This window comes from Limnovirga soli, assembly GCF_013106755.1.
Taxonomy (GTDB): domain Bacteria; phylum Bacteroidota; class Bacteroidia; order Chitinophagales; family Chitinophagaceae; genus Limnovirga; species Limnovirga soli.
The window spans coordinates 145,925-169,353 of record NZ_WHPF01000006.1; the positions used below are offsets into that span (position 1 = coordinate 145,925).

The window sequence follows — 23,429 nt, forward strand, 5'->3', positions numbered from 1 at the left end:
TTGCTTATGGATTCTTTATTCTATGCTGTGCCGGCCATGGGTATTGTCGGACTATTGTACACGTTCATTAAGTCTAAGTGGGTATCACGTCAGGATGCGGGTGAGAAAAAAATGACGGATATAAGCGACCACATTGCAGAAGGTGCTATGGCTTTTTTAAAGGAAGAGTGGAAAATTCTTGGCTATTTTGTTGCCATTGCATCAGTATTATTGGCTGTAATGGCTAACAGCAATCCAGATAGTCACTGGAGTATTGCCATTGCATTTATTATTGGTGCTGTATTTAGTGCTACTGCTGGTTATATTGGTATGCATGTAGCTACAAAAGCCAATGTGCGCACAGCACAGGCTGCAAGAACCAGCCTTTCCAAAGCGCTAAATGTTTCCTTCACCGGTGGTTCTGTAATGGGCCTTGGTGTTGCAGGTTTGGCTGTTTTGGGTTTGGGTTCTTTATTCCTGGTATTAAAACAGGTATTTGCTCCAGGCGCAGGTGCCAATTCAGAAGAAATGCTTAGAACCATTGAAGTGCTTACCGGTTTTTCATTGGGTGCAGAAAGCATTGCCTTGTTTGCCCGTGTAGGTGGAGGTATTTATACCAAAGCTGCCGACGTAGGTGCTGACCTTGTTGGTAAAGTAGAAGCAGGTATTCCGGAAGATGATCCACGTAACCCAGCTACCATCGCAGATAATGTGGGCGATAACGTAGGTGACGTGGCTGGTATGGGTGCCGATTTGTTTGGTTCTTATGTTGCTACCGTTTTGGCAACGATGGTTTTAGGACAGGAAACTATTTCCAACGATAATTTTGGAGGTTTTGGCCCAATTTTATTACCAATGTTAATTGCAGGTACCGGTATCATCTTTTCAATAATAGGTACATTATTCGTAAAAATAAGTGAGAATGCCGGCATTAATACCCAGGCAGTACAAAGAGCATTAAATATGGGTAACTATAGCTCTATGGTACTTGCAGGTATAGCAAGTATTTTCCTGGTAAATTATATTTTACCTGAAACAATGAGCCTTCGCGGACTGGAGTTTACCAAGTGGGGTGTTTTAGGTGCCATTGCAGTTGGTTTGGTAGTAGGTACTTTAATGAGTATGATTACTGAATATTACACAGCTATGGGTAAACGCCCGGTATTGAGTATTATCCGTCAAAGTGCTACAGGCCATGGTACCAATGTTATTGGTGGGTTGGCGGTAGGTATGGAATCTACTTGTTTACCAATTCTGGTTTTAGCCAGTGGTATTTATGGTTCTTACCATTTCGCAGGTTTATACGGTGTGGCTATTGCCGCAGCTGGTATGATGGCTACCACTGCTATGCAATTAGCTATTGATGCCTTTGGACCAATTGCTGATAATGCGGGTGGTATTGCAGAAATGAGTGAATTACCTCCTGATGTTCGTGAAAAAACTGACGTATTGGATGCTGTTGGTAATACCACAGCTGCTACCGGTAAAGGTTTTGCCATTGCTTCTGCAGCTTTAACTGCTTTGGCTTTATTTGCAGCCTTTGTTGGTGTTGCAGGTATTACTGGTATTGACATTTATAAAGCAGATGTACTGGCTTCTTTATTTATAGGCGCCATGATTCCTTTTATATTCTCCTCTTTAGCCATTCGTGCAGTAGGTGAAGCGGCTATGGCCATGGTAGAAGAAGTTCGTCGTCAGTTTCACACCATTCCAGGTATTATGGAAGGTACAGGAAAGCCTGAATACGATAAATGCGTTGCCATCTCAACAGATGCTTCTTTGAAGAAAATGGTTGCTCCTGGTGCCATTGCAATTGTTGCACCGTTGGTAATTGGTTTCCTTTTAGGCCCTGAAGCACTGGGTGGATTTTTAGCTGGTGCTACTGTTAGTGGTGTACTTATGGGTATGTTCCAAAACAACGCCGGCGGTGCCTGGGATAATGCTAAAAAAAGCTTTGAAAAAGGTGTAGAGATAAACGGACAGATTTATAAAAAGAAAAGTGAACCACATAAAGCTGCCGTAACTGGTGATACCGTTGGTGATCCTTTTAAAGATACATCTGGCCCATCAATGAACATTCTTATCAAGTTAATGTCTATTGTTTCATTGGTTATTGCGCCAACTTTGGCCCATGTGTTTCATACCAAAGATGGTGCTGCAGCCGTTAACCAGAAAAAAATGGAAATTCATGTTACTGCAACTGCCGATAAGGCAAACAGCAACACGGTGAACATGAATATTACCAGCGATGATACCAAATTAAATGGTTTGATTGCTGCATTAAAAGCCGATGGTGTTATTGCCAATAGCGGCAACTTGTCTATCAATGTGAACGATGGCAAATTAACTATTAACGGCAAAGAGCAATCTGCCGAAGTAGTAGCCAAATACAGTAATTACCTTGAAGCAGGGAAGAACATCAACATTAATGTAAATACAAATTAGTATATACTTGCTTTATAAAAATCCCCGAGGCCTATTGCTTTGGGGATTTTTTTTTGTTACCGGCTTTAAAATTATTAATTGAGCTGCGCTTGCCACGCTCGTTTCGGGGTTCCTTTTTCATGGCATCCAATTAATGCATGGAATTATTTATGATGGTTACAGGTTTTTAATTATTTACCCAATGCCTGCTGCAATAGTATTTTGCAGTACAAGAGTGCGACGCAAGTAAAGCCAAAAACATTTTCCCAAAGCCGGGCCCATCATTTATTTTAAAGAAATTGATATTTAAAATATGGGTTGTGTGTATATTTTATGCACTTTTACCAACTTATGAAAAAGATAATTATTACAATTGATGGCTATTCATCCTGCGGAAAAAGTACAGTAGCACGTCAGCTGGCTAAGGAACTGAATTATATTTTTATTGACAGTGGTGCCATGTATCGGGCCATTACTTTATACTTTTTACAAAACAAAGTTAATCTGCATGATGAGGCAGCTGTAAATACCGCATTGGCGGCTATTAATCTTTCTTTTGTATTTAATGCAACCACTGGTAAAAGTGATATGTATTTGAATGAAGTAAATGTGGAAATCGCCATTAGGGAAATGTATATAAGCGATAATGTGAGCACTGTAGCTGCAGATGCTGCAGTACGTGAATTTGCGGTGGCACAACAAAGAAAAATAGGAGAACAAAAAGGTATTGTAATGGATGGCCGCGATATAGGCACTACTGTTTTCCCCAATGCCGAATTAAAAATATTTATGACGGCTGATATTGATGTTAGGGTAGAAAGGCGCTATAAGGAAGTAGTTGCGGCCAACGCCGGCATTACAAGAGAAGAAGTGAAACAGAACCTTGCAATGAGGGATCATTTAGATAGTACCAGGGCGATTAGTCCACTTCGTAAAGCCGATGACGCTTTGGTATTGGATAATTCCAATTTAACAATGGCGGAGCAATTAACCCTTGTTTTGCAATGGGTAAATGAAAGGATACAATAGTTTACTGCATTTTTATTCTTTAACGAAAATAAGTTATAAAAGCCCATTGCTATAATGGAAGAAGATGATATATAAAAAAAGGTTGCTTTAAGCAACCTTTTTTTATAGTTAAAGAACAATTTATTCATTCATCATTTCACGTATTGTTTCGGCAATTTCTTCTGCATTAGGCTTGCTGAAATAATCGCCATCGCTGCCATAGGCTGGCCTGTGTGCTTTTGCAGTAATGGTTCTAGGAGAAACATCCAAATACCTGTAGCCACCCTGCTCTTCCATTACTTTATTAAACATATAAGCAGCTGCCCCACCTGGTACATCTTCATCAACGAAAACGATTCGGTTTGTTTTCTTTAAACTCTCCAATATCTTATGATGAATATCAAAAGGCAGTAAGGTTTGTACATCAATAATCTCGCAACTAATATTTTCCTCTTCCAGCCTTTCTGCAGCTTCCTGAATGATACGCAAGGTAGAGCCATAAGAAACTATGGTGATATCATTACCTTCTTTTAATATTTCTGGAATTCCCAATGGAACAGTCATTTCGCCAAGATTAGCAGGTAATTTTTCTTTTAATCTATAACCATTTAAACATTCTATCACCAAAGCCGGTTCAATACTTTGTAAAAGTGTATTGTACATACCAGCAGCCTGCACCATATTGCGTGGCACACATACATGCATGCCCCTGAGTGCATTAATAATCATCCCCATGGGGGAGCCGCTATGCCAAATTCCTTCCAGCCTATGTCCACGTGAACGAACAATAATAGGACAATGTTGCAGTCCATTTGTGCGGTATTGAAGTGTGGCAACATCATCAGTTAATGGTTGCAAGCCATATACCAGATAATCAAGGTATTGAATTTCAGCAATCGGCCTTAAACCTCTTAATGCCAAACCAATCCCCTGCCCCATAATAGTAAGTTCCCTAATACCAGTATCAAAAATCCTGTTTTCACCATGCTTTTCCTGTAAACCAGCAAAGCCCTGATTAACATCACCTATAAAACCCAGATCTTCTCCAAAGGCCACTACCAATGGATTATTGGCAAACAATTGATCAAAATATTTATTCAATACTTCATATCCATTTATTTGAACGGCATCTTTAGGCACAACAGGTTTTACTTCATTAACATGTAAGGCGCTTCCTTTACCGGTTTCATATAAGCCGGTATTATATAATTCGTAATTATCCTGCTTTAATTGTTTATAATAATCAGCTAATTGGCTAGAAAATGAAGACTTCCCAGCAGCATCTATGGCAATAGAAAGACTTTTTAAAATATCCCTGCGTAGTGGTTCACGGTTTGTTTCCAGCTCCCTAGCTATTTTCTGAAGCTTATTAAATTTTTCAATATCGTGCACTACTGTTGCTTTAATAATCCCTGCTGCTTCTGCAGCTTTCTCTTTAATTGGGTTCAAATAATCTTCCCAAGCTCTTATACGGCTTTGCTTCACCGCATCTTTTACGGTTTCCTCAATAGCCACCAATTCTTCGTGTGCAGCAATACTGTTGTCTAACATCCACTGCCGCATTTTGCGAATGCAATCCCATTCTTTTTCCCATTCTAAACGCTCAGTAGTTTTATATCTTTCATGGCTGCCAGAGGTTGAATGTCCCTGTGGCTGGGTAAGCTCCTCCACATGAAAAACAGCAGGAATATGCGTATCTCTTACTTTTTGCAACCCAGCCTCAAACACTTCGCACATGCCAGCATAATCCCATCCTTTTACATTATAAATATCAATACCGTTGGTATCAGGCTTTTTTTGAAACCCCTTAAGTACAGTTGAAATAGAACCTTTGGTCGTTTGATATTTCTTTGGAACGGATATACCATACCCATCATCCCAAACAAAAACGGCTAAGGGTACCTGTAAAACACCGGCCGCATTAATTGTTTCCCAAAAATGGCCCTCAGATGTAGAAGCATCTCCAATAGTACAAAAGCAAATCTCATTGCCGTTATTGGATAGATGAGTTAAATTACTTAGTGATTGATTCTGTCTGAAAAGTTTAGATGCCAGCGATAGACCAACACTTCTTGGCATTTGAGACGCAGTTGGAGCCATATCGGTAGCCACATTTTTCTGTGCCATCATGTTTACCAATACCCCATTTTCATCAAAATTTCTGGAGGTAAAATGATTGCTCATTTGTCTGCCAGAGCTAAACGGCTCATGGTTTCTGTCCGGATCAGCATATAACTGGGCAAAAAACTGTTGAATGGTAGCTATACCTGTAGCAAAAATAAAAGTCTGATCACGGTAATATCCTGAACGCCAGTCGCCAGGTTTAAAAAACTTGGCCATAGCCACCTGGGCTAATTCTTTGCCATCTCCAAAAATGCCAAACTTTGCTTTACCTGTTAAAACTTCTCTTCTGCCAAGCAAGCTAACTTCCCGGCTTTCCAGAATTATACGGTAATCTTTCAATACTTCATTACGAAAATCTTCATAAGAAAGCATGCTTTCATGCTGGTCAATATTGATGGTACTGGTATCCATTAAACAAAAATACCGTTTACATTAATTAATAGAACAAATGGCAGTATAATAAAATTGCACAGTTTTTGCACTGAAATCATGGTATTTAAATTAAAATCTTAAAACCTTAAGAAAGTTTTAAACAAGTTCTGGCTGTATAAAGAATTTTGCAAATAAGAAATCAATATTTTTACACAGAAAAACTTATTCTAATGAAGAAGCTATTAATGATGTTTTCCCTAATACTGCTGGTAGTAGCAGTAAAAGCCCAAACTGCTCCAGCCGCCCAACCCGATGTGTCCAAAGTGATAGAAATAAAAGATTTGGACCATGATTTCGGGAAAATCCCTTTTGGCAAACCTGCCGAGTATGAACTGATTTTGAAAAATATTTCAAAAGATTCAGTGAAAATTGAAAATGTACAGGTAGGCTGTGGTTGTACCACCCCAAAATGGAGTGCCGGCCCATATGCTGCAGGTCAGGAATTTAAAGTAGGTATTGGTTTTAATGGCGCCACTGATGGTGAATTTCATAAAGTAGTAACCATTTTCTTTAATGGTGGGTTAAGTCAGGTAATAAAATTTCACGGACAAACCTATAAAACACCCGATAATCCTGCGCCAGCCAACAGCACACTGGAAAAAATGAAACCAGGTTCTAAATAAAATTCAATAAACTTTCAAACAATACAATCATGAAAAAATTATTAACCGCCATTGCTTTTATCCTTGTACTTCCGGTTTTTGCTCAAAACGAAAGCCCTGTAGAATTTAAAACAATGAAATATTCTTTTGGTAAAGTAGAACAAGGCAAACCTGTAACAACCGAATTTACTTTTACAAATAAATCAGATAAACCTGTAATTATAGAAACAGCTACAGCAGGTTGCGGTTGTACCAAGCCAGAATATCCTGAAGCACCCATTTTAAAAGGTAAAACAGGCGTTATAAAAGTTACCTATAATGCAGCCAATATGGGTTCATTCACTAAAACTGTAACGGTAAAATTTGCCAATGTTGCAGCTCCTGTTGTTTTAACAATCGATGGCGAAGTAATTAAAAGCTAAATTACACGGATATTTATTTTCAAAGGTCATGGCAACATGACCTTTTTTATTTCTATTTATGGCATAAAAAACCTGGTACCAAAAATTATTCATTTTTTTAGCCCGGCTTTATTACTATTGGCAACACCTCTTGCGTCGCACTCTTGTACTGCAGTAATAGGCCTCAGCCATCAACAGCCAATTACACTTTCAAAAGTATTTCTATCCAAAAAATCAATTAATAATAATAACTGCAACCTACCTTTGCAAAAAAATTTTATGGCAGAGCAACAACCAAATAATCAGTTGAATATAGAAATATCAGAAGAAGTGGCAGAAGGCAGTTATGCAAATCTGGCCATTATTACCCATAGTCATGCCGAGTTTGTTATCGACTTTGTAAACGTAATGCCAGGTACCCCCAAAAGCAAAGTAAAATCACGTATCATCTTTACACCCATGCATGCCAAACGTTTTATGCGTGCCCTACAGGAAAATGTAGATCGTTACGAAGCAGCCAATGGAAAAATTCAGGACCTGGAACAAATTGAGATACCTATGAATTTTGGAGGACCCACTGCACAGGCCTAAACAGCATTTGTATTAGTTAAAATATTGTATTACTATACCAATAATTGTAGCCGTTAAGTATTAACTTACGGCTACTTTTTTTGTACTTAACTGTACACAATTACCATATGAATTGCAAAACCATCAAATTTAAATACATCCTATAATGAGCAACCGCCGAAATTTTATTAAACAATTGGGAGGCAGTGCAGCCCTAATAACCGCCAGCTCTTTAACCAGCCTAGCCGCACAGGAAAAAGAAGAAAGAAGAGTACTTACTTTTAGTAAAAAATATAGTGCCAACGATAAAATACGTATCGGTGTAATTGGTATGGGCATTATGGGCTATAACGATCTAAACACCGCATTAAAAGTACCAGGCGTAGAATTGGTAGCTTGTTGCGATTTATACGATGGCCGTTTACAAAGGGCAAAAGAAGTATATGGCAACCATATTTTTACCACCCGCCGCTACGAAGAAATATTAGACCGTAAAGATATTGATGCCGTTATAATTGCCACCAGCGACAACTGGCATAGCCGCATTTCAATAGCCGCAATGGAAAAAGGCAAAGCTGTTTACAGCGAAAAACCCATGGTACACCAGCTTGGCCAGGGCTGGGATGTTATTAATGCCCATAAAAAATCAGGCAAAACCATGCAGGTTGGCAGCCAGCGCATCAGCAGCCTTGATTTTGCCAAAGCCAAAGAATTATATCAGGCAGGCGATATTGGTGTTATCAATTCGGTTGAAGCCGTTACCAACAGGCAAAGTGCCTTAGGCGCCTGGCAATATACCATTCCATTAGATGCTTCGCCTGCTACTGTAGATTGGGAGCGTTACCAGCAATTTTCAAAAAACAAAACTGCCTACAACGAAAATAAATTCTTCCGCTGGCGTAATTACCGCGAATGCGGCACAGGCGTAGCCGGCGATTTGTTTGTGCACTTACTTACCGGACTGCATTATATTACCGGCTCTAAAGGGCCTTCTAAAATTTATTCTATCGGCGGACTAACCTACTGGAAAGATGGCCGCGATGTGCCAGATGTGATGACTTCCATACTTGAATATCCGGCATGCGATGAGCATGCAGCATTTCAGGTAACACTGCGTGTAAACTTTATTAGCGGCGAAGGCGATTATGGTTATACCCGAATTACAGGCAGCGAAGGCTTTATTGATATGGGCTGGGATGGCTTTACCATTAAACGTAATAAAATGTCTAAGGCGCCAGGCATTGGAGGTTGGGATTCTTTAAGCACCTATCCAATGGAAATGCAGAATAAATTAATGGCGCAATACAATCAGAAATATTCTAAAGAAGATCAACAAACACCTGTATTGGCCGATATTAAATATGTTAGTCCACCCGATTTTGATGAACATGTTGCCCATTTTACAAATTTCTTCGATGGCGTTCGCAATGGCACCCCCGTAATTGAAGACCCTGTTTTTGCATTCAGGGCGGCCGCACCTTGTCTGGCTTGTAATGAAAGCTATTTTCAAAACAAAGTAATTGAGTGGGATGCCGGGCTAATGAAACAGCTTTAATACATTTATTGGCCGGGCAACAGTATCTGGTAGCATCACCTCTTGCGTCGCACACTTGTACCAGAGGAATGTTATGCAGCTTTCTACAGCCATAAAAAAAAATTGCATTTCTACTGCCCGGCCATATGCCGAACCTCGCAGTGTGCGACGCAAGCAAAGCCCCATAACTATTCCTCAGCCTGGCTAACACTATCATTCAATAATAGTAGCGGGTAACTATTGTTTGGGCAGATTGTTATGAAACACAATTTCGCAAAAAGCCTTTATGCCCAGGTTAAACCCCGATTCATCAATAAAAAAATCGGCAGTATGATGGGCTGGTGCATTGGCAATCGTGGTGGTTTTGGGCATGCCGCCCAAATAAAAAAAGAAAGAAGGTACCTCTGCACCAAAAAATGAAAAATCTTCGGCACCGGTTACCCAATGTGCCATGTGTACATTATCAGCTCCGGCAGCCAATTGCAGGGCCGGTAAGGTTTGCTGCACCAACGCACTATCATTAAAAGTTACCAGTGTTTTATTGGTAATGGTTACGGTTGCCGTAGCACCGGCACTTTCGGCAATCATGGTAGCGGTGCGGCGTATACGGGTATAAATATCCTGCTGCATACCCTTATCCAATGTGCGGATGGTACCGGTAAGCATACATTCCTCAGGTATAATATTGCTGCGCACACCGCTATTAATAGTGCCTACAGTAATAACGGCCGGGGCCTTGGTAAGATCCTCCTGCCGACTTATAATGGTTTGCAAGCCGTTAATAATCTGCGCCGATATGGCAATAGGATCCACGCCCAACCATGGTTGTGAGCCGTGACTGCCTTTGCCCTTCACCTTTATTGTAAACCAGTCAGAAGATGCCATAAATGGGCCAGGTTTATAATCAATTGTACTAACTGGTACTGCACTTTCCATATGTAATCCAAAAACTGCCTGCACTTTAGGGTTTTGCAATACACCTTCCTTTATCATTAAAGGTGCCCCGCCTTCTTCATCATTTGGCGGACCTTCTTCTGCTGGTTGAAAAATAAATACCACCGTTCCCGGCACGTCTTTTTTCATTTTGCTTAAAACATTGGCTGTACCCATTAACATAGCCACATGGCTATCGTGCCCGCAGGCATGCATAACCCCCACAGTTTTACCATTAAAAGTGTCTGTAACAACTGATTTAAAAGGAAGGTCTACCCGCTCTGTTACGGGTAGTGCATCCATATCGGCCCGCAAGGCAATTACAGGGCCAGGTTTACCACCTTGCAGAATGCCAACCACACCCGTTTTGGCAATGCCTGTGCGCACTTCCAAACCTAATGAACGCAAATAGGCGGCTATTATGGTACTGGTTCTAAATTCTCGGTTAGACAATTCGGGATGCTGATGAAAATCCCTGCGCCATTCAATTACTTTAGGCAGAATATCATTTATATTTTTATCAATACTGGCCTCGTTTTGCGCAATTGCCAAACAAGGAATTAAAGTCAGTATAAACAAATATTTTTTTAGCATAGCCATCTTTATTGTTTGGTAAAAATATAAGGATCGTATTCAATAAAGTCATTCACTTTTATAACTGTGCTTACCACCTTATTTCCATTTGTTTTAAACTTTAAAGGAAACACGCCAAATGCCGGATTATTATAGGTTAGCAACCACTCACCATTATCCATGTATTGCAATGTGGCAGTTAGGTTTTTATGCCCCAAAAAATCTACAGAAAGGTCATTACCATTTAATGATATGTCAATATTACCATATAGCTCATTATTATAGGTGCCGGCATAGGCCTGCAATGGCAAAGGCGGTGCCATATTTTTTACCCTTGCTGCAAAAGCCTCTACTTCCTTTACCGTGGCTTCATGTTCTTTTAAAAAGCCGGGCAGAATGGTTTCACTCCTATTTACAAATGGTACGCCCAGGTAGGCATCTAATATCTGGTATCTTAAACTTTCAAAAAAACTTTGGTTATCGTTATTGGTTAAAATGGTTATACCCAGTTTTTCCTCGGGTACAAAGCAGGTATTGGTAACAAAACCATCAGCACCACCTGTATGCCAGTATACCTGCCGGTTATAATAATCACACATAAAAACACCCAAACCATAGCCTACAAAATGGGTTGGTCTGCTTCTGCTTTTCTGGCTACTAACAATGGTATTCATTTCTCTTGTTTTGCTTATAACAGGCCATGGAATTATTTGCTTGCCATCTGCCCTGCCACTATCCAATTGCACCAGCAACCATTTACTTAAATCCTTTACACAACTTACCATACTACCTGCGGGAGCCAGATTATCAACCATATCATAAGGCAAAGGTTGAAGCGTTGATGAAAAGGTATTGGTATATGGTTTTGCCACATTTTGTTGCATGCTTACGCCATAGCTAAGGGTGTTGGTATTGGTCATGCCAACAGGGGCAACAATACTATCATACACATATACTTCCCATGGCATATCCGTTACTTTGGGAATTATTTCCCCCGCTGTTAAAAAGCAGCTATTGCAGTATCCATAGGTTTGCCTGAATTTTCCAGCAGGCACCAGCAATTTCATTTTATCCATAATCTGTTTGCGGCTAAGCGCACTATTCCAAAAAGTAAAATCTCCCTGAAAGGTACCTGTACCAAGGTGATGCGAAAGCATATCCCTGATGGTTACCAAAGAGGTGGTTGTAGGGTTATTTACAGTATAATCAGGGAAGTATTTGGTAATCTTATCATCCAGCGATAATTTTTTATCATACTCAAGTTGCGACAAAGCTGTAGCGGTAAAAAGCTTGCTGTTACTGGCTATCATAAAAAGGGTATTCTCATCTACTGGTGCATTGGTGCTCATATCGCTCACGCCATAACCTTTCATTAATACTACTTGCCCATCTTTTACTATCGCAATGGCCAGACCGGGAATTTGCCAGTCTTTCATACCCTTTTCAATATAGGCATCCAGTTGTTTGGAAATAAATTTTGGCGTTTGTGCAAAAACCTGCGCACATCCAATTATGCAAAAAATAATCAACAGCTTTTTCATTGCTTAATATTTAGCTTGTAAGATACGTTGAAAATAAAAGTTAGATAACCCGATTTTTTTTGAGCCCAACTATTCAATATTAATTAAGCTTTACTTGCGTCGCACTCTTGTACTGCAACAAAAATGGCAACAGTAATATTGGTGATAAATGGGTGACTACTTTTAAAATTAATCGCCAACATTTTTAAGTAAATACTACATTGCAATACCTAAAATTGAAATTATGGAACAGGCAGTACCCAAAACTTATTGCACCTATGTACAAACCTTATCTAAGGAAAATGTACACAAAATATACCACGATACAGAATACGGGTTCCCGCTTCTTAACGACAATGAATTATTCGCCCGGCTTGTATTGGAAATAAATCAGGCAGGCTTAAGCTGGGATACCATTTTAAAAAAGAAAACTAATTTTTTTGCTGCTTACGATCAGTTTGAAATTGCCATTGTAGCCAATTATGGCGAACTAAAGTTTAATGAGCTAATGCAAAACGCAGGCATTATACGCAATCGGTTAAAAATAAATGCAGCTATTGAAAATGCCAAAACCATATTGACCATACAAAAAGAACATGGCTCCTTTAAAAACTGGATTGAATTACACCACCCGCTTACAAAACAGGAATGGGTAAAATTGTTTAAAAAACATTTCAGGTTTACCGGTGGCGAAATTGTAAACGAATTTTTAATGAGTACCGGTTATTTGCCTGGCGCACATACGGCGGATTGCCCGGTGCATAAAAAAGTAGCCAAATTAAAACCCAAATGGATGCAATAATTTATTGCCATTCCCATATAACAACATTCCACTCATCGTTATTAAAAGGATAGGTATAAATGGTTTTAAAACCTACTTTTTCGTGTGCCCTTATTGACCGGAGGTTGGTGACAGAGATTTCAGTTTCAATAAAATCGAATTGGTGCTGAAATACTTCTTTATGTTTTTGATAAAGCATATTAAAAACACCCTTGCCGCGATAAGCTTTATCTACACATACCTGCCCCATGATATAATAATTGTAATCACCCAAAGGTTTTCCGTTATAAGGCACCTTATCTACCATACTCACCATTTCTTCCATTTCTGCATGAAATTGCCTTGCGGCTTTTAAAGCTACCAAGGCATAACCAACCACTTTATCACCATCTTTAACTATTACACTAGGGTGCAACTGGTGCATTTTTTCAATTAAATCAATAGTGTAATGCCAGGAAATAAACCCCTGCTCGTTTTTTTCCTGCTCAGTAATATTTGCTTTGCTGTTTACCTGAGATAATTGCACAATTTGCAATAGTTCATCTTTGGTACTGGCTAATGTTGCGATCATTTTTTTATAATTTTCTACCTGATTTTATTATTTGCACTGCGTTAGGGATTGCAGCGGAAAGCCCACAGCGCAGCGAGGACTTGCAGCGAAAAGCCCGGCCTGAAAGGCAACGCCCAATTACCTGTATTCGCCAAACTGCCTGCGCAAACAATCTGAGATTTCGCCCAGCGTGCAATAGTTTTCTACTGCTTCAATTACCAACGGCATCAGGTTTGCGCTACCAGCCGCTGCATGGGCAATTGCATCAAGACTTTTTTGCACCTGTTGGGCATCCCGCATTTGTTTCAGTGATTGCAGTTTGGCGGTTTGCAAGTCGCGAATACTATCATCAATTTTAAAGCCCGGCACCTGATTCGTTTCGTTAACTACAAACTTATTTACACCTACTATAATTTTTTCAGCGCTTTCTATATTACGTTGATATTCGTAGGCACTTCGGGCAATTTCATTTTGCATAAACCCTTGTTCAATAGCACTAATGCTACCGCCCATAGCATCTATTTTTGCCATTAAATCAAGTGCTTTTTGTTCTACCTGGCTGGTAAGTGTTTCTACAAAATAACTACCGGCAAGAGGGTCTGCCGTATCAGTAACGCCACTTTCAAATGCCACCACTTGCTGGGTACGTAATGCTATACGGGCTGCTTCCTCGGTTGGCAGACTAAGTGCTTCATCGTAACCATTTGTATGCAAACTTTGGGTACCACCTAATACAGCAGCCAATGTTTGCAGCGTTACCCTACTAATATTATTTAATGGCTGTTGCGCTGTTAAAGTACTACCGCCCGTTTGGGTATGAAAGCGCAACATCATGGCTTTTTCATCAGTAGCTCCCAACTGTTTCATAATATTGGCCCATATTCGCCGGGCAGCCCTGAATTTAGCAACCTCCTCAAATAGGTTATTGTGAGCATTAAAGAAGAAAGATAGTCTTTTACCAAAAACATCAATATCTAATCCTTTGGCCAAAGCAGCTTGCACATAGGCTTTACCATTGCTTAGGGTAAATGCAATTTCCTGCACCGCAGTACTGCCAGCTTCGCGTATATGATAACCTGAAATAGAAATGGTATTCCACTTGGGTAATTCTTTGGCACACCATTCAAAAATATCGGTAATAATACGCATTGAAGGTTGGGGTGGGTAGATATAAGTTCCCCTGGCTGCGTATTCTTTTAAAATATCGTTTTGTATAGTGCCGGTAATTTTGGAAAGGTCGGCACCTTGCTTTTTAGCCAAAGCCACATAAAATGCCAGCAGAATAAAACCGGTGGCGTTTATCGTCATTGAAGTAGATACATTTTCTAATTGTATACCTTTAAAAAGCAATTCCATATCGGCCAAACTATCTATGGCAACCCCTACTTTACCCACTTCACCTTCTGCCAATGGGTGGTCACTGTCGTAACCAATTTGGGTGGGTAAATCAAATGCCACGCTTAATCCATTTACCCCCTGCGAAAGCAGGTAATGGTAACGGTTGTTGCTTTCTTCGGCAGTTGAAAATCCGGCATACTGGCGCATGGTCCATAATCTACCGCGGTACATATCTTTTTGAACGCCCCTTGTATAGGGAAATTCGCCTGGCAATTCAGTCATTGGCGCAAAGCCAGGCGTGTTATTGGTATAGAAAGCTTGTATGTTAATGCCGCTATCTGTAGTTTTATCACCCATTATTTACGCTTTAAGGTATTAATAATATTTTATGATTAGCCCGGCTGTAAATATTATATGCAGCATTGGTTGCGTCGCACTCTTGTACTTAGAAAAAACTGCGCAGCTGGAAATTTAGAGTATTTTTTTGGCTTCAAAACTCAGCACTTCACAAACGGTATCATGCATCAATCCCATTTTATCGTTCATTACATATTCCAAAAGAATTTTATTTAAATCCATGCCACTGGCTTCTGCAGGCAAAGCATTTGCTGTTTGGTTAATAATAAGCATATTCTGCTCCTTTAGGTTTTTAACTGCCTGCCAGGCGGCATCACTTACATATATCTGTTGTGTTATATTGTGGCTAAATTCCTCTTTTATATGTTGTGTTAAAATAAACTGCATTTCCCGGGCAGTAGTGCCTGTAACATTCTCCCTGCTTATCAGGTTAGGTAAGGCTATACGATTGGCTAGCAATAATAAACGTTCATATGCCTGTAACTGGTATTGACCTGAATTTGCATGTAAGACAGCCTGTTTTTGTGGTGTCTCAGGTGTATTTTTTTTTACCATAAAAAAGTAAATAACAGCGCAGCCTGCGCCAAAAGAAACAATTAAAAGAATAAGACTATTGGTATCCAAAATATAAGTTTTATGCAAATTTAAGTTTCTATTCAACGTAAGACCATAGTATATTTCCGTAATACGAAAATTAGCATCTATCTAAAGTTTTTAGGTACTTGTTATCTTTGCGTTTTAATAAATTGAATATGGAAACAACATTATCTGTTCCGGTTACATTTACCAATGGCGCTGTTGAAGAGTTAAAACGTTTAATGCAGGAAGAAGGCTTTGACACCACGCAAAAATTAAGAGTAGGTGTAAAAGGTGGCGGATGTAGCGGCATGACCTATGTGCTGGGTTTTGATACCCCACAAGATGCAGATGAAACTTTTGAGATTGAGGGTATAAGTTGCGTAATGAATAAGGGACACGAAATGTATTTATATGGCATGCAAATAGATTTTCAGGATGGCTTAAACAGCAGGGGCTTTACCTTTAAAAACCCTAATGCATCATCTACCTGTGGCTGCGGAACCTCATTTGCCGTATAACTTTTTAGCAACCTGCTCATTTTGGTTTGTTTGATGAATAAAAACAATAAGCCGGCTTTTGCCGGCTTATTGCATTAAAAGGGTTGTTATTATACTAATTACCACCACCTCTTTTTCTACCATTATTTTGCCTGTTTACCTCTGGTACAGTAGTATTTACCTGTGGCTGTTGGCTGGTACGCTGTTGCACTTCATTGGATGGTCTTCCTCCGGAATTATTATTGGTTCTGTTTCGCTGATCAGGAATAATGGCACCTGGAATATTATCCCTTCGTTGGTCATTACGATTAATATTCCTGTCTGTTTGAGGATAATTTCTTTGAATTCCATTATTCATTAATCGATCATTATTGTTTGATGATGGTCTTCTATTGTCGGCATTATCCTTTTTGTTTTTATCAACAGGTGGCAGCAGATCAATCTGGTTCCTGGTACCGTTTTCGTTATGGTTTTCTGGCATATTCCATCTTTGTATGTTGTCTCTATCACGGGAAGATTGATTATTATTAAGGTTGTTGTTGCGTTGATCGTTGTCGCGTTGATTGCTATTACGTTCAACGCCTCTTTGTACATCATTCCTGTTTAAATCAGCTCCCCTGTTGTTATTACGGTTATTATTATCGTCTCTGTACCTGTCATTATTGTCAATTCTTCTATCATCATTTTTTATTTGTGGACGGTACATGCTAATATTATCCCTACCTATATACCTATTATTACCAGGGGTTCTATCATTTACAATTCTTAGCTCATTAATCCTGCGACCGGTAAACCTTTCCACTTCATTTCTGTTTGGTCCGGTTACATACCTGTTACGGTTATAAATATTGGTGTTGTTAATAATAGTAGTGTTATTTATGATTGTAATATTTCTACCACGATCTACTGCGTACCGGTTCCAATATGGATTTGCCACATATCTGCGGGGTACAAAACACCATCTGCTGGCAGGTATATTGCTACCCCAACCAAAACCTATATTGATATTAATACCTGGCGATAAAGGCGCCCATCCATAATAATCACCACCAGTTCTCCAACTAACCCAAGCTGGTCCCCATTCGTAGCCAGGCACCCACATCCATCCATAACCGGCTTCAAAAGCCCAGCGGCCATAATGGAAAGGTGCCCAACCCCAACGATAGTCTGAAACCCAGGTCCAGCCATAGGTGCTATACACCCAGTGCCCGGCAGTTGAGTATGGCGTAAAGTTGGGCTCGTTGCAAATCCAAACCCGGCCGTAAGAGGGATAATAAGTCCACCGGCCATAAGGACTTAATTCACTTTCAAATACATTCATGTCTACATCGCCCCGGTTGTCATCATCGTACTGGTTGTTACCGTAATCGTTGTTGGAGCGGGGGCTGTAATAATCATCGTCTGCAGATTGTGCAGAAGCATGCCTGCCGGCAGTGCATGACATTAACACGGTAATACTGATAAGTGTAAAAATTGTGCTATTGAATTTAGTTTTCATGGTTAAAAAATTTATTTGATGAATAATACCATGAGTAGTACAATCTTGAGACCGCATTTTGCAAAAACAAATGCTTTTTCTATGCTTTCACATTATGTAAACAAAAACATTTGTTAACTAAGAAATAATGAAAAATATGATATGGCTGACTGTTTGAGCCCAACTACAAATTAAAATGGCATCGCCGCTTGCGTCGCACACTTCAGGGTTTGGGATGCATGGCAGCTATGGCATTGTTAATATATTTGCCCAGCATAATTCTGCTGAAATTAGTTTACAGCGCAAATACGGTTTGGTTAGAATAAACAGTATTTACTTATGCACTGCATTTGATAGCTGAAATATTTGTTGCAGCACAAGAGTGCGACGCAAGTAAAGCCATATAGCCATTGAATTGCCGGGCTAATAATAAATTGCGGAAAAAATCAGAACCATTTTTTCTTCATAAAATACCATGCAATAATAACAGAAACTACCATGGAAAGAATGATGGGTATATAAAATGCATGCTGGGAATGTGCAAATGGTATTTCTACATTCATACCATAAATACTGGCTACCATTACAGGTAAAGAAAGTATAATGGTGATGGACGTTAGGCGTTTCATCACATTGTTCAGGTTATTGCTGATGATGCTGGCAAATGCATCCATGGTGCTGCTAAGGATATTGGTGTAAATATTGGCCATCTCCAGCGCCTGACTGGTGTCTACAATTAAATCGCTCAGAAACTCTCTTTCTTCCTCGTTTAAACCAAGGAAATTGGTGCGTTCCATTTTAAGCATCATCAATTCGTTACTACGCAAAGCAGTAACAAAATACACCAGGCTTTTTTGAATACGCATTAGGTTTAGCAGCTCCTCGTTACGGTTGCTATCGTACAGTTTTTGTTCGAAAAGATTGCGGTTATGGTTAATTTCTTTGAGGTATTCCATAAAATTCTGTACCACTTTTTCAAACACTTTCATCACCATCATGCTTCTTTTATCGGGATGGCGTTTTTGAAAAGAGTTAAGAAATTTTTTGATGGCTCCGTTATCAAAGGAGTTTACCGTTACAATATGATTATGCGTTAAAATAATGCAAATGGGAATAGTGATATAAAAAGCGTCACTATCATTAAACGAATTGTTTTCGGTAGGCGTTTTAATAACAATAAACCTAACGTTGTCTTCTATTTCGTAACGGGGACGTTCGTCAATATCGAGAGAGTCTCGCAAGAACTCTATAGGTATTTCCAGCAAGTCGCTTAATTCAAGAAATTCTTCTTCCTTAAATGGAGGAACCAGATTAACCCAAATACCATTTTCGGGTTTGTCTATTTCTATGGTTTGGCCATTTATATTTTTGAAATATTGTATCAACTTGTAATGGAATTATAAGGGTAAAACTAAAATATATTTTTTGCAAAAACCTATTCAATATCAATGGTGCCTTTAAACACAAAATCTGCAGGGCCGCAAAGCCAGATATTCTCAAAGCTATCCTCTCCTTTTTTATCAAATTCTACTGCCAGATGTCCGCCTGGTGTTTGAATTTCTATTCGGTTAAAGCCAACTTCATTATGGGCATATACCAGCGCGGCGGCAGTAACACCTGTGCCGCAACTAAGTGTTTCATCTTCAACACCACGCTCGTAGGTACGTACATAAATTTCTGTATCATTTAGCTCTTCTACAAAATTTACGTTAATACCTTCTTTTTCAAAATCTTTACTATAACGTATTTCATTGCCCGTTTTAAATACATTATAATGATGTATATCTCTAACACCCTTTACATAATGCGGCGATCCTGTATTTAAAACTGCATCGGAGTGAATTATTTGAATACCCTTTACATCAATCATTTTAAGATACACCCATCCATTATCTTTAATTATCGCCTCATGTGGGCCATCGATAGCCAAAAAGTGATAAGTATCTTTATGTATCCCACTATGTGATGCGAATTTTACAAGGCACCTGCCACCATTGCCACACATGGTGCTTTCTCCGCCATCAGCATTGTAGTATACCATATGAAAATCGTATCCATTGGTTTGGTTTAGCAACATCAGCCCATCAGCGCCAATACCAAAACGCCTGTCGCACATACTTTTGATCTGCTCTTTGGTAAGGGATAAGTTGGCTGTTCTGTTATCAATTATAATAAAATCGTTTCCGGTACCCTGGTACTTATTAAAAGTTAGATTCATTTTACAAATTTTCAATTATTCCCAAAGCTTTTTGAATAAGGATATCTACAGCTGCATTACCATCTTTAGAAAAGGTTTTGCTAACCCTGTTTGCCACAATGGTATTTAAACTTAAACATTGATGACCAAGCAATTTACCTAGTCCATAGATAGCGCTTGTTTCCATTTCAAAATTAGTAATACGATAGTTACCAAAACTAAACTGCGTTAACCTGTCTACTAAATGTGGATGGGTAAGTCCTAACCGTAATACCCTGCCTTGTGGGCCATAAAAGCCGGGGCAGGTTACAGTAATGCCATGGCTAAAACCATCCACAAAATGTTTAAGTATGCCTGTAGCAGCACTGCAAATATAGGGATGCGAAAATCCTCCATTTAATTGCGTGTGTGTTACAAACTGTTGTAATATGGCTCTTTCTTCATCATTATTATTATGCTGGTAATAGTTTAGTAAATTATCAATACCTAAGCCATGGGTGCTGCATACAAAACTATCTACAGGTATATCGCTTTGTAAAGCCCCACTGGTGCCTATGCGAATAATTGTCAGGTTGCGTAAGTCACTTTTTATAGTACGGGTATCAAAGTCAATATTGGCGAGGGCATCCAACTCATTTAGTACAATATCAATATTATCAGGGCCAATGCCTGTGGATACTACCGATATTCTTTTTTTACCCACAAAGCCGGTATGGGTAATAAATTCACGGTGTTGTAGACTATGTTCTATATGGTCGAAATACTTGCTTATGGCAGCTACCCTATCAGGATCACCAACGGTTATAATGGTATCGGCCATTTCTTCGGGGCGCAGGTTTAAATGATAAATTGCCCCCCGGTTATTAATAATTAGTTCTGATGCTTCAATTGATTTCATTACAATTCCTGTTTAAATAATTTATCCGGGTTTACCGGTAGCTTTTTTATTGTTTACCAATTTTATGCTTCGCCCAATTAATTTCAACCAGTTATATTTTTGCCCGGTAATGTTATGCAGCCCAAGTGAGTGACACAACAAAAGCTTAATAGTTTAACCCATGCTGGTAACCCAATTTGCCATACCAAACACTTTTGGTGGTAAAGTACATTATTTGACGTTAATATTTTCAAGGGCTTTGCCAGTACAACAAAATACAGCATCTAAACACAACAAAAAACAGAATTTTGTTAAAACTATCCGCTCTTTGGGCGGGTATTGTTGTGCAAAAAAATATCGCCCAGTAAATATGCAAGGTATTCTTAAAAATATCCTATTTTCGCAGCTCTAAAAAAACAAACGCTGTTTAATTTGCAATATAGCAGTTGGTTTTATCCGGTTTGTTTTTAAAGTATTGGTTCCGTGGCCGAGTGGCTAGGCAGAGGTCTGCAAAACCTTCTACAGCAGTTCGAATCTGCTCGGGACCTCACTAAAGGATTACAACATGTAATCCTTTTTTATATTATGAAACATGCACAAACAATTGGCATTCTGGCTGCATTGGCTGTAATTGGTATTTGTTATATGCCATGGGTAGTTATTGATAGTAAACAAATTATTGTAACGGGCCTGTCATCGGGCAAAACCAGTTTTGGCAAGCCAGGTTTAATGAATATTTACTTATCGGTTACGGCTTTAATTCTATTCATTATTCCCCGGTTATGGAGCAAAAGAATCAATGTATTTATTGGTGCCATCAATTTTGCATGGGCAATTCGTAATATAATCTTGTTGTCCACTTGCCAGGCCGGAGAATGTCCCCAACGACAGGCAGGCATTTATCTTTTATTGGCTGCTACCCTATTGGTGCAACTAATGACATTTTTTCCAAAAATAAAATTACCCGAAGACAATTAAATCAAGGAGACAATTTATGCAGCTATTTTGGGCCAGGCCAATTGCAGCTATTAAGCCCGGTTGCGTCGCACACTTCAGCGTTCAGCTATATTTCTACTATTGAAGGCAGCTTATTGCTTTGTAAATAATTTAGGTATCTATTATCTTTAAAGTTCAAAATATTTTAAAAACGATGGCTATGAAAAAAATAATATTGTATTTAAGTATTGCTTTTATGGCTGCCTGTAATGTTAATGAAAAGCAAGATCCTCAAACCATAAAAGATAACCTGAATGCTTCTATGCTGGAGTATTTATACAAAGACAAAAACTATGATACCGCCCATGTGCGCTACAACATTGAAAAAGTGTATTATTTCGAGGATAAAACCCGTTTTAAATGTGAATTTAAAGTACATATGAAACTTAGCAATGGTTTCGACTCAACTGGTAGTATGGGTGCTTATATTACCAAAGATTATAAAAACGTAGAAAGAATTTATTAATTAAATCAATAAAAAAAGCCCTTCTTGCGGAGGGCTTTTTTACGTATATCTATTGCTATTAAATAACCAACATCGCATCCCCATAACTAAAGAAACGATATTTATCTTTAATGGCTTTTTTGTATGATTCTATTGCCAAATCGTATCCGGCAAAAGCACAAACCATAATTAACAAACTGGTTTTTGGCAGGTGCAAATTGGTTACAAGGCTATCTGCCACATTAAATTGGTATGGCGGGTGAATAAAAATATTTGTCCAACCTTCGTTAGGTTTTAACAGCTTTTGAGCTGTAAAACTGGTCTCCATTGCACGCATAGTGGTAGTACCAATAGAACAAATACGATGTCCGGTTTCTTTTGCCTTATTTACAATACGGCAAGCCTCTTCATCAATTTTAAAATACTCGGCATCCATTTTATGTTTGCTCAAATCTTCAACCTCAATCGGGCGAAAAGTGCCTAAGCCAGTATGCAGGGTAAGCTCGGCAAAACGAATGCCTTTAATTTCGCAACGTTTAATCAGTTCCTGGCTAAAATGCAAGCCTGCAGTTGGTGCAGCTACAGCACCTTCATGTTTTGCATATACCGTTTGATAACGCTCTTTATCTTCCTCGTCTGGTTTGCGCTTTATATATTTAGGTAAAGGCGTTTCACCTAAAAACTCAAGCATTTTCTTAAAGCTTTCTTCATCTTCATCCCATAAAAACCTAATGGTTCGTCCACGGCTGGTAGTATTATCAATTACCTCAGCAACCAATTCATCATTCTCACCAAAATAAAGTTTGTTTCCTACACGTATCTTTCTTGCGGGATCAACAATTACATCCCATAAACGGTTGGCTTTATTTAACTCACGCAATAAAAAAACTTCAATACGTGCTCCGGTTTTTTCTTTACGGCCGTACATACGGGCAGGAAAAACTTTGGTATTATTCACCACAAAAACATCTTTATCATCAAAGTATTCAATAATATCTTTGAAATGTTTGTTCTCCATATTGCCGGTCTTACGGTCAACCACCAGCATACGGCTATCTTCACGGCGTTTGGTAGGGTTTTGTGCAATAAGATTTAAAGGAAGATCGAAACGGAACTGAGATAATTTCATGTGTCTATTTTATTTAAAACAGGCCACACTCAACTCGCCACCGCCTTACGGGGCGGCTCGTGTCATGTAACGCAAAATTTGCTGAAAGTTGGCGAAGGTACATCGA

21 protein-coding genes and 1 tRNA gene are annotated in these 23,429 nt (G+C 39.1%); 11 read left to right on the forward strand and 11 right to left on the reverse strand.

The window, feature by feature from the left end:
- Window positions 1–6: 6 nt before the first annotated feature.
- Together GD597_RS09555 and cmk are read left to right on the forward strand one after the other, a co-directional pair.
- Window positions 7–2,424, forward strand: coding sequence for a sodium-translocating pyrophosphatase (locus GD597_RS09555; protein ID WP_171607624.1), 2,418 nt, complete (start codon window positions 7–9; stop codon window positions 2,422–2,424).
- Window positions 2,425–2,754: 330 nt separating this feature from the next.
- Entirely contained in the window at window positions 2,755–3,432 is a 678-nt protein-coding gene (gene cmk, locus GD597_RS09560) for a (d)CMP kinase (protein ID WP_171607625.1), read from the forward strand.
- 120 nt (window positions 3,433–3,552) lie between these two features.
- Here the strand turns inward: cmk and GD597_RS09565 are convergent, their stop codons facing one another.
- The gene (locus tag GD597_RS09565) at window positions 3,553–5,946 is read right to left on the reverse strand and encodes an alpha-ketoacid dehydrogenase subunit alpha/beta (protein ID WP_171607626.1); all 2,394 of its coding nucleotides are present in this window, start codon (window positions 5,944–5,946) and stop codon (window positions 3,553–3,555) included.
- A 191-nt stretch (window positions 5,947–6,137) separates the two neighbouring features.
- Between GD597_RS09565 and GD597_RS09570 the strand changes: the two genes are divergently transcribed.
- The 4 genes from GD597_RS09570 (at window position 6,138) to GD597_RS09585 (ending at window position 9,095) form a co-directional block, all read left to right on the forward strand.
- Window positions 6,138–6,590 (forward strand): DUF1573 domain-containing protein, encoded by a 453-nt coding sequence (locus GD597_RS09570; RefSeq protein ID WP_171607627.1) that lies wholly within the window; start codon window positions 6,138–6,140, stop codon window positions 6,588–6,590.
- A gap of 29 nt (window positions 6,591–6,619) precedes the next feature.
- Window positions 6,620–6,991: a DUF1573 domain-containing protein gene (locus GD597_RS09575; protein ID WP_171607628.1), complete on the forward strand. Its 372-nt coding sequence runs from the start codon at window positions 6,620–6,622 to the stop codon at window positions 6,989–6,991.
- A 258-nt stretch (window positions 6,992–7,249) separates the two neighbouring features.
- Entirely contained in the window at window positions 7,250–7,561 is a 312-nt protein-coding gene (locus GD597_RS09580; RefSeq protein WP_171607629.1) for a DUF3467 domain-containing protein, read from the forward strand.
- 145 nt (window positions 7,562–7,706) lie between these two features.
- On the forward strand, window positions 7,707–9,095 hold the full coding sequence (locus GD597_RS09585; RefSeq protein ID WP_171607630.1) for a Gfo/Idh/MocA family protein: 1,389 nt from the start codon (window positions 7,707–7,709) through the stop codon (window positions 9,093–9,095).
- Between the two features lie 216 nt (window positions 9,096–9,311).
- Here the strand turns inward: GD597_RS09585 and GD597_RS09590 are convergent, their stop codons facing one another.
- Together GD597_RS09590 and GD597_RS09595 are read right to left on the reverse strand one after the other, a co-directional pair.
- Entirely contained in the window at window positions 9,312–10,601 is a 1,290-nt protein-coding gene (locus tag GD597_RS09590) for an amidohydrolase (RefSeq protein ID WP_171607631.1), read from the reverse strand.
- Window positions 10,602–10,609: 8 nt separating this feature from the next.
- Window positions 10,610–12,121, reverse strand: coding sequence for a serine hydrolase (locus GD597_RS09595; protein WP_171607632.1), 1,512 nt, complete (start codon window positions 12,119–12,121; stop codon window positions 10,610–10,612).
- Window positions 12,122–12,344: 223 nt separating this feature from the next.
- Between GD597_RS09595 and GD597_RS09600 the strand changes: the two genes are divergently transcribed.
- Window positions 12,345–12,902: a DNA-3-methyladenine glycosylase I gene (locus tag GD597_RS09600; protein WP_171607633.1), complete on the forward strand. Its 558-nt coding sequence runs from the start codon at window positions 12,345–12,347 to the stop codon at window positions 12,900–12,902.
- Window position 12,903: 1 nt separating this feature from the next.
- Here the strand turns inward: GD597_RS09600 and GD597_RS09605 are convergent, their stop codons facing one another.
- From GD597_RS09605 to GD597_RS09615, 3 genes are all read right to left on the reverse strand, one after another.
- Entirely contained in the window at window positions 12,904–13,452 is a 549-nt protein-coding gene (locus tag GD597_RS09605; RefSeq protein ID WP_171607634.1) for a GNAT family N-acetyltransferase, read from the reverse strand.
- A 117-nt stretch (window positions 13,453–13,569) separates the two neighbouring features.
- Window positions 13,570–15,126 carry an acyl-CoA mutase large subunit family protein gene (locus GD597_RS09610; RefSeq protein WP_171607635.1) on the reverse strand — a complete coding sequence of 519 codons (1,557 nt, stop codon included), beginning with the start codon at window positions 15,124–15,126 and terminating at the stop codon, window positions 13,570–13,572.
- Between the two features lie 114 nt (window positions 15,127–15,240).
- A complete protein-coding gene (locus GD597_RS09615; RefSeq protein ID WP_171607636.1) occupies window positions 15,241–15,750 on the reverse strand; it encodes a DUF7935 family protein in 510 nt (169 codons plus the stop codon).
- Window positions 15,751–15,878: 128 nt separating this feature from the next.
- Here GD597_RS09615 and GD597_RS09620 point away from each other — a divergent pair, with 128 nt between their 5' ends.
- Window positions 15,879–16,223: a HesB/IscA family protein gene (locus GD597_RS09620; protein ID WP_171607637.1), complete on the forward strand. Its 345-nt coding sequence runs from the start codon at window positions 15,879–15,881 to the stop codon at window positions 16,221–16,223.
- Between the two features lie 94 nt (window positions 16,224–16,317).
- On the opposite strand, the gene GD597_RS09625 is transcribed toward GD597_RS09620, so the two are convergent.
- From GD597_RS09625 to GD597_RS09640, 4 genes are all read right to left on the reverse strand, one after another.
- Window positions 16,318–17,700: a DUF6600 domain-containing protein gene (locus GD597_RS09625; protein WP_171607638.1), complete on the reverse strand. Its 1,383-nt coding sequence runs from the start codon at window positions 17,698–17,700 to the stop codon at window positions 16,318–16,320.
- 425 nt (window positions 17,701–18,125) lie between these two features.
- Window positions 18,126–19,064 (reverse strand): magnesium transporter CorA family protein, encoded by a 939-nt coding sequence (locus GD597_RS09630; RefSeq protein ID WP_171607639.1) that lies wholly within the window; start codon window positions 19,062–19,064, stop codon window positions 18,126–18,128.
- 50 nt (window positions 19,065–19,114) lie between these two features.
- Window positions 19,115–19,897: a diaminopimelate epimerase gene (dapF, locus tag GD597_RS09635; protein WP_171607640.1), complete on the reverse strand. Its 783-nt coding sequence runs from the start codon at window positions 19,895–19,897 to the stop codon at window positions 19,115–19,117.
- 1 nt (window position 19,898) lies between these two features.
- Window positions 19,899–20,774, reverse strand: coding sequence for a nucleoside phosphorylase (locus GD597_RS09640; RefSeq protein ID WP_171607641.1), 876 nt, complete (start codon window positions 20,772–20,774; stop codon window positions 19,899–19,901).
- Window positions 20,775–21,230: 456 nt separating this feature from the next.
- Between GD597_RS09640 and GD597_RS09645 the strand changes: the two genes are divergently transcribed.
- The 3 genes from GD597_RS09645 (at window position 21,231) to GD597_RS09655 (ending at window position 22,215) form a co-directional block, all read left to right on the forward strand.
- Window positions 21,231–21,301, forward strand: a tRNA-Cys gene (locus GD597_RS09645).
- A gap of 37 nt (window positions 21,302–21,338) precedes the next feature.
- A complete protein-coding gene (locus GD597_RS09650) occupies window positions 21,339–21,731 on the forward strand; it encodes a hypothetical protein (protein WP_171607642.1) in 393 nt (130 codons plus the stop codon).
- 178 nt (window positions 21,732–21,909) lie between these two features.
- A complete protein-coding gene (locus GD597_RS09655; protein WP_171607643.1) occupies window positions 21,910–22,215 on the forward strand; it encodes a hypothetical protein in 306 nt (101 codons plus the stop codon).
- 58 nt (window positions 22,216–22,273) lie between these two features.
- On the opposite strand, the gene queA is transcribed toward GD597_RS09655, so the two are convergent.
- Window positions 22,274–23,323, reverse strand: coding sequence for a tRNA preQ1(34) S-adenosylmethionine ribosyltransferase-isomerase QueA (gene queA, locus GD597_RS09660; protein ID WP_171607644.1), 1,050 nt, complete (start codon window positions 23,321–23,323; stop codon window positions 22,274–22,276).
- Window positions 23,324–23,429: the final 106 nt, after the last annotated feature.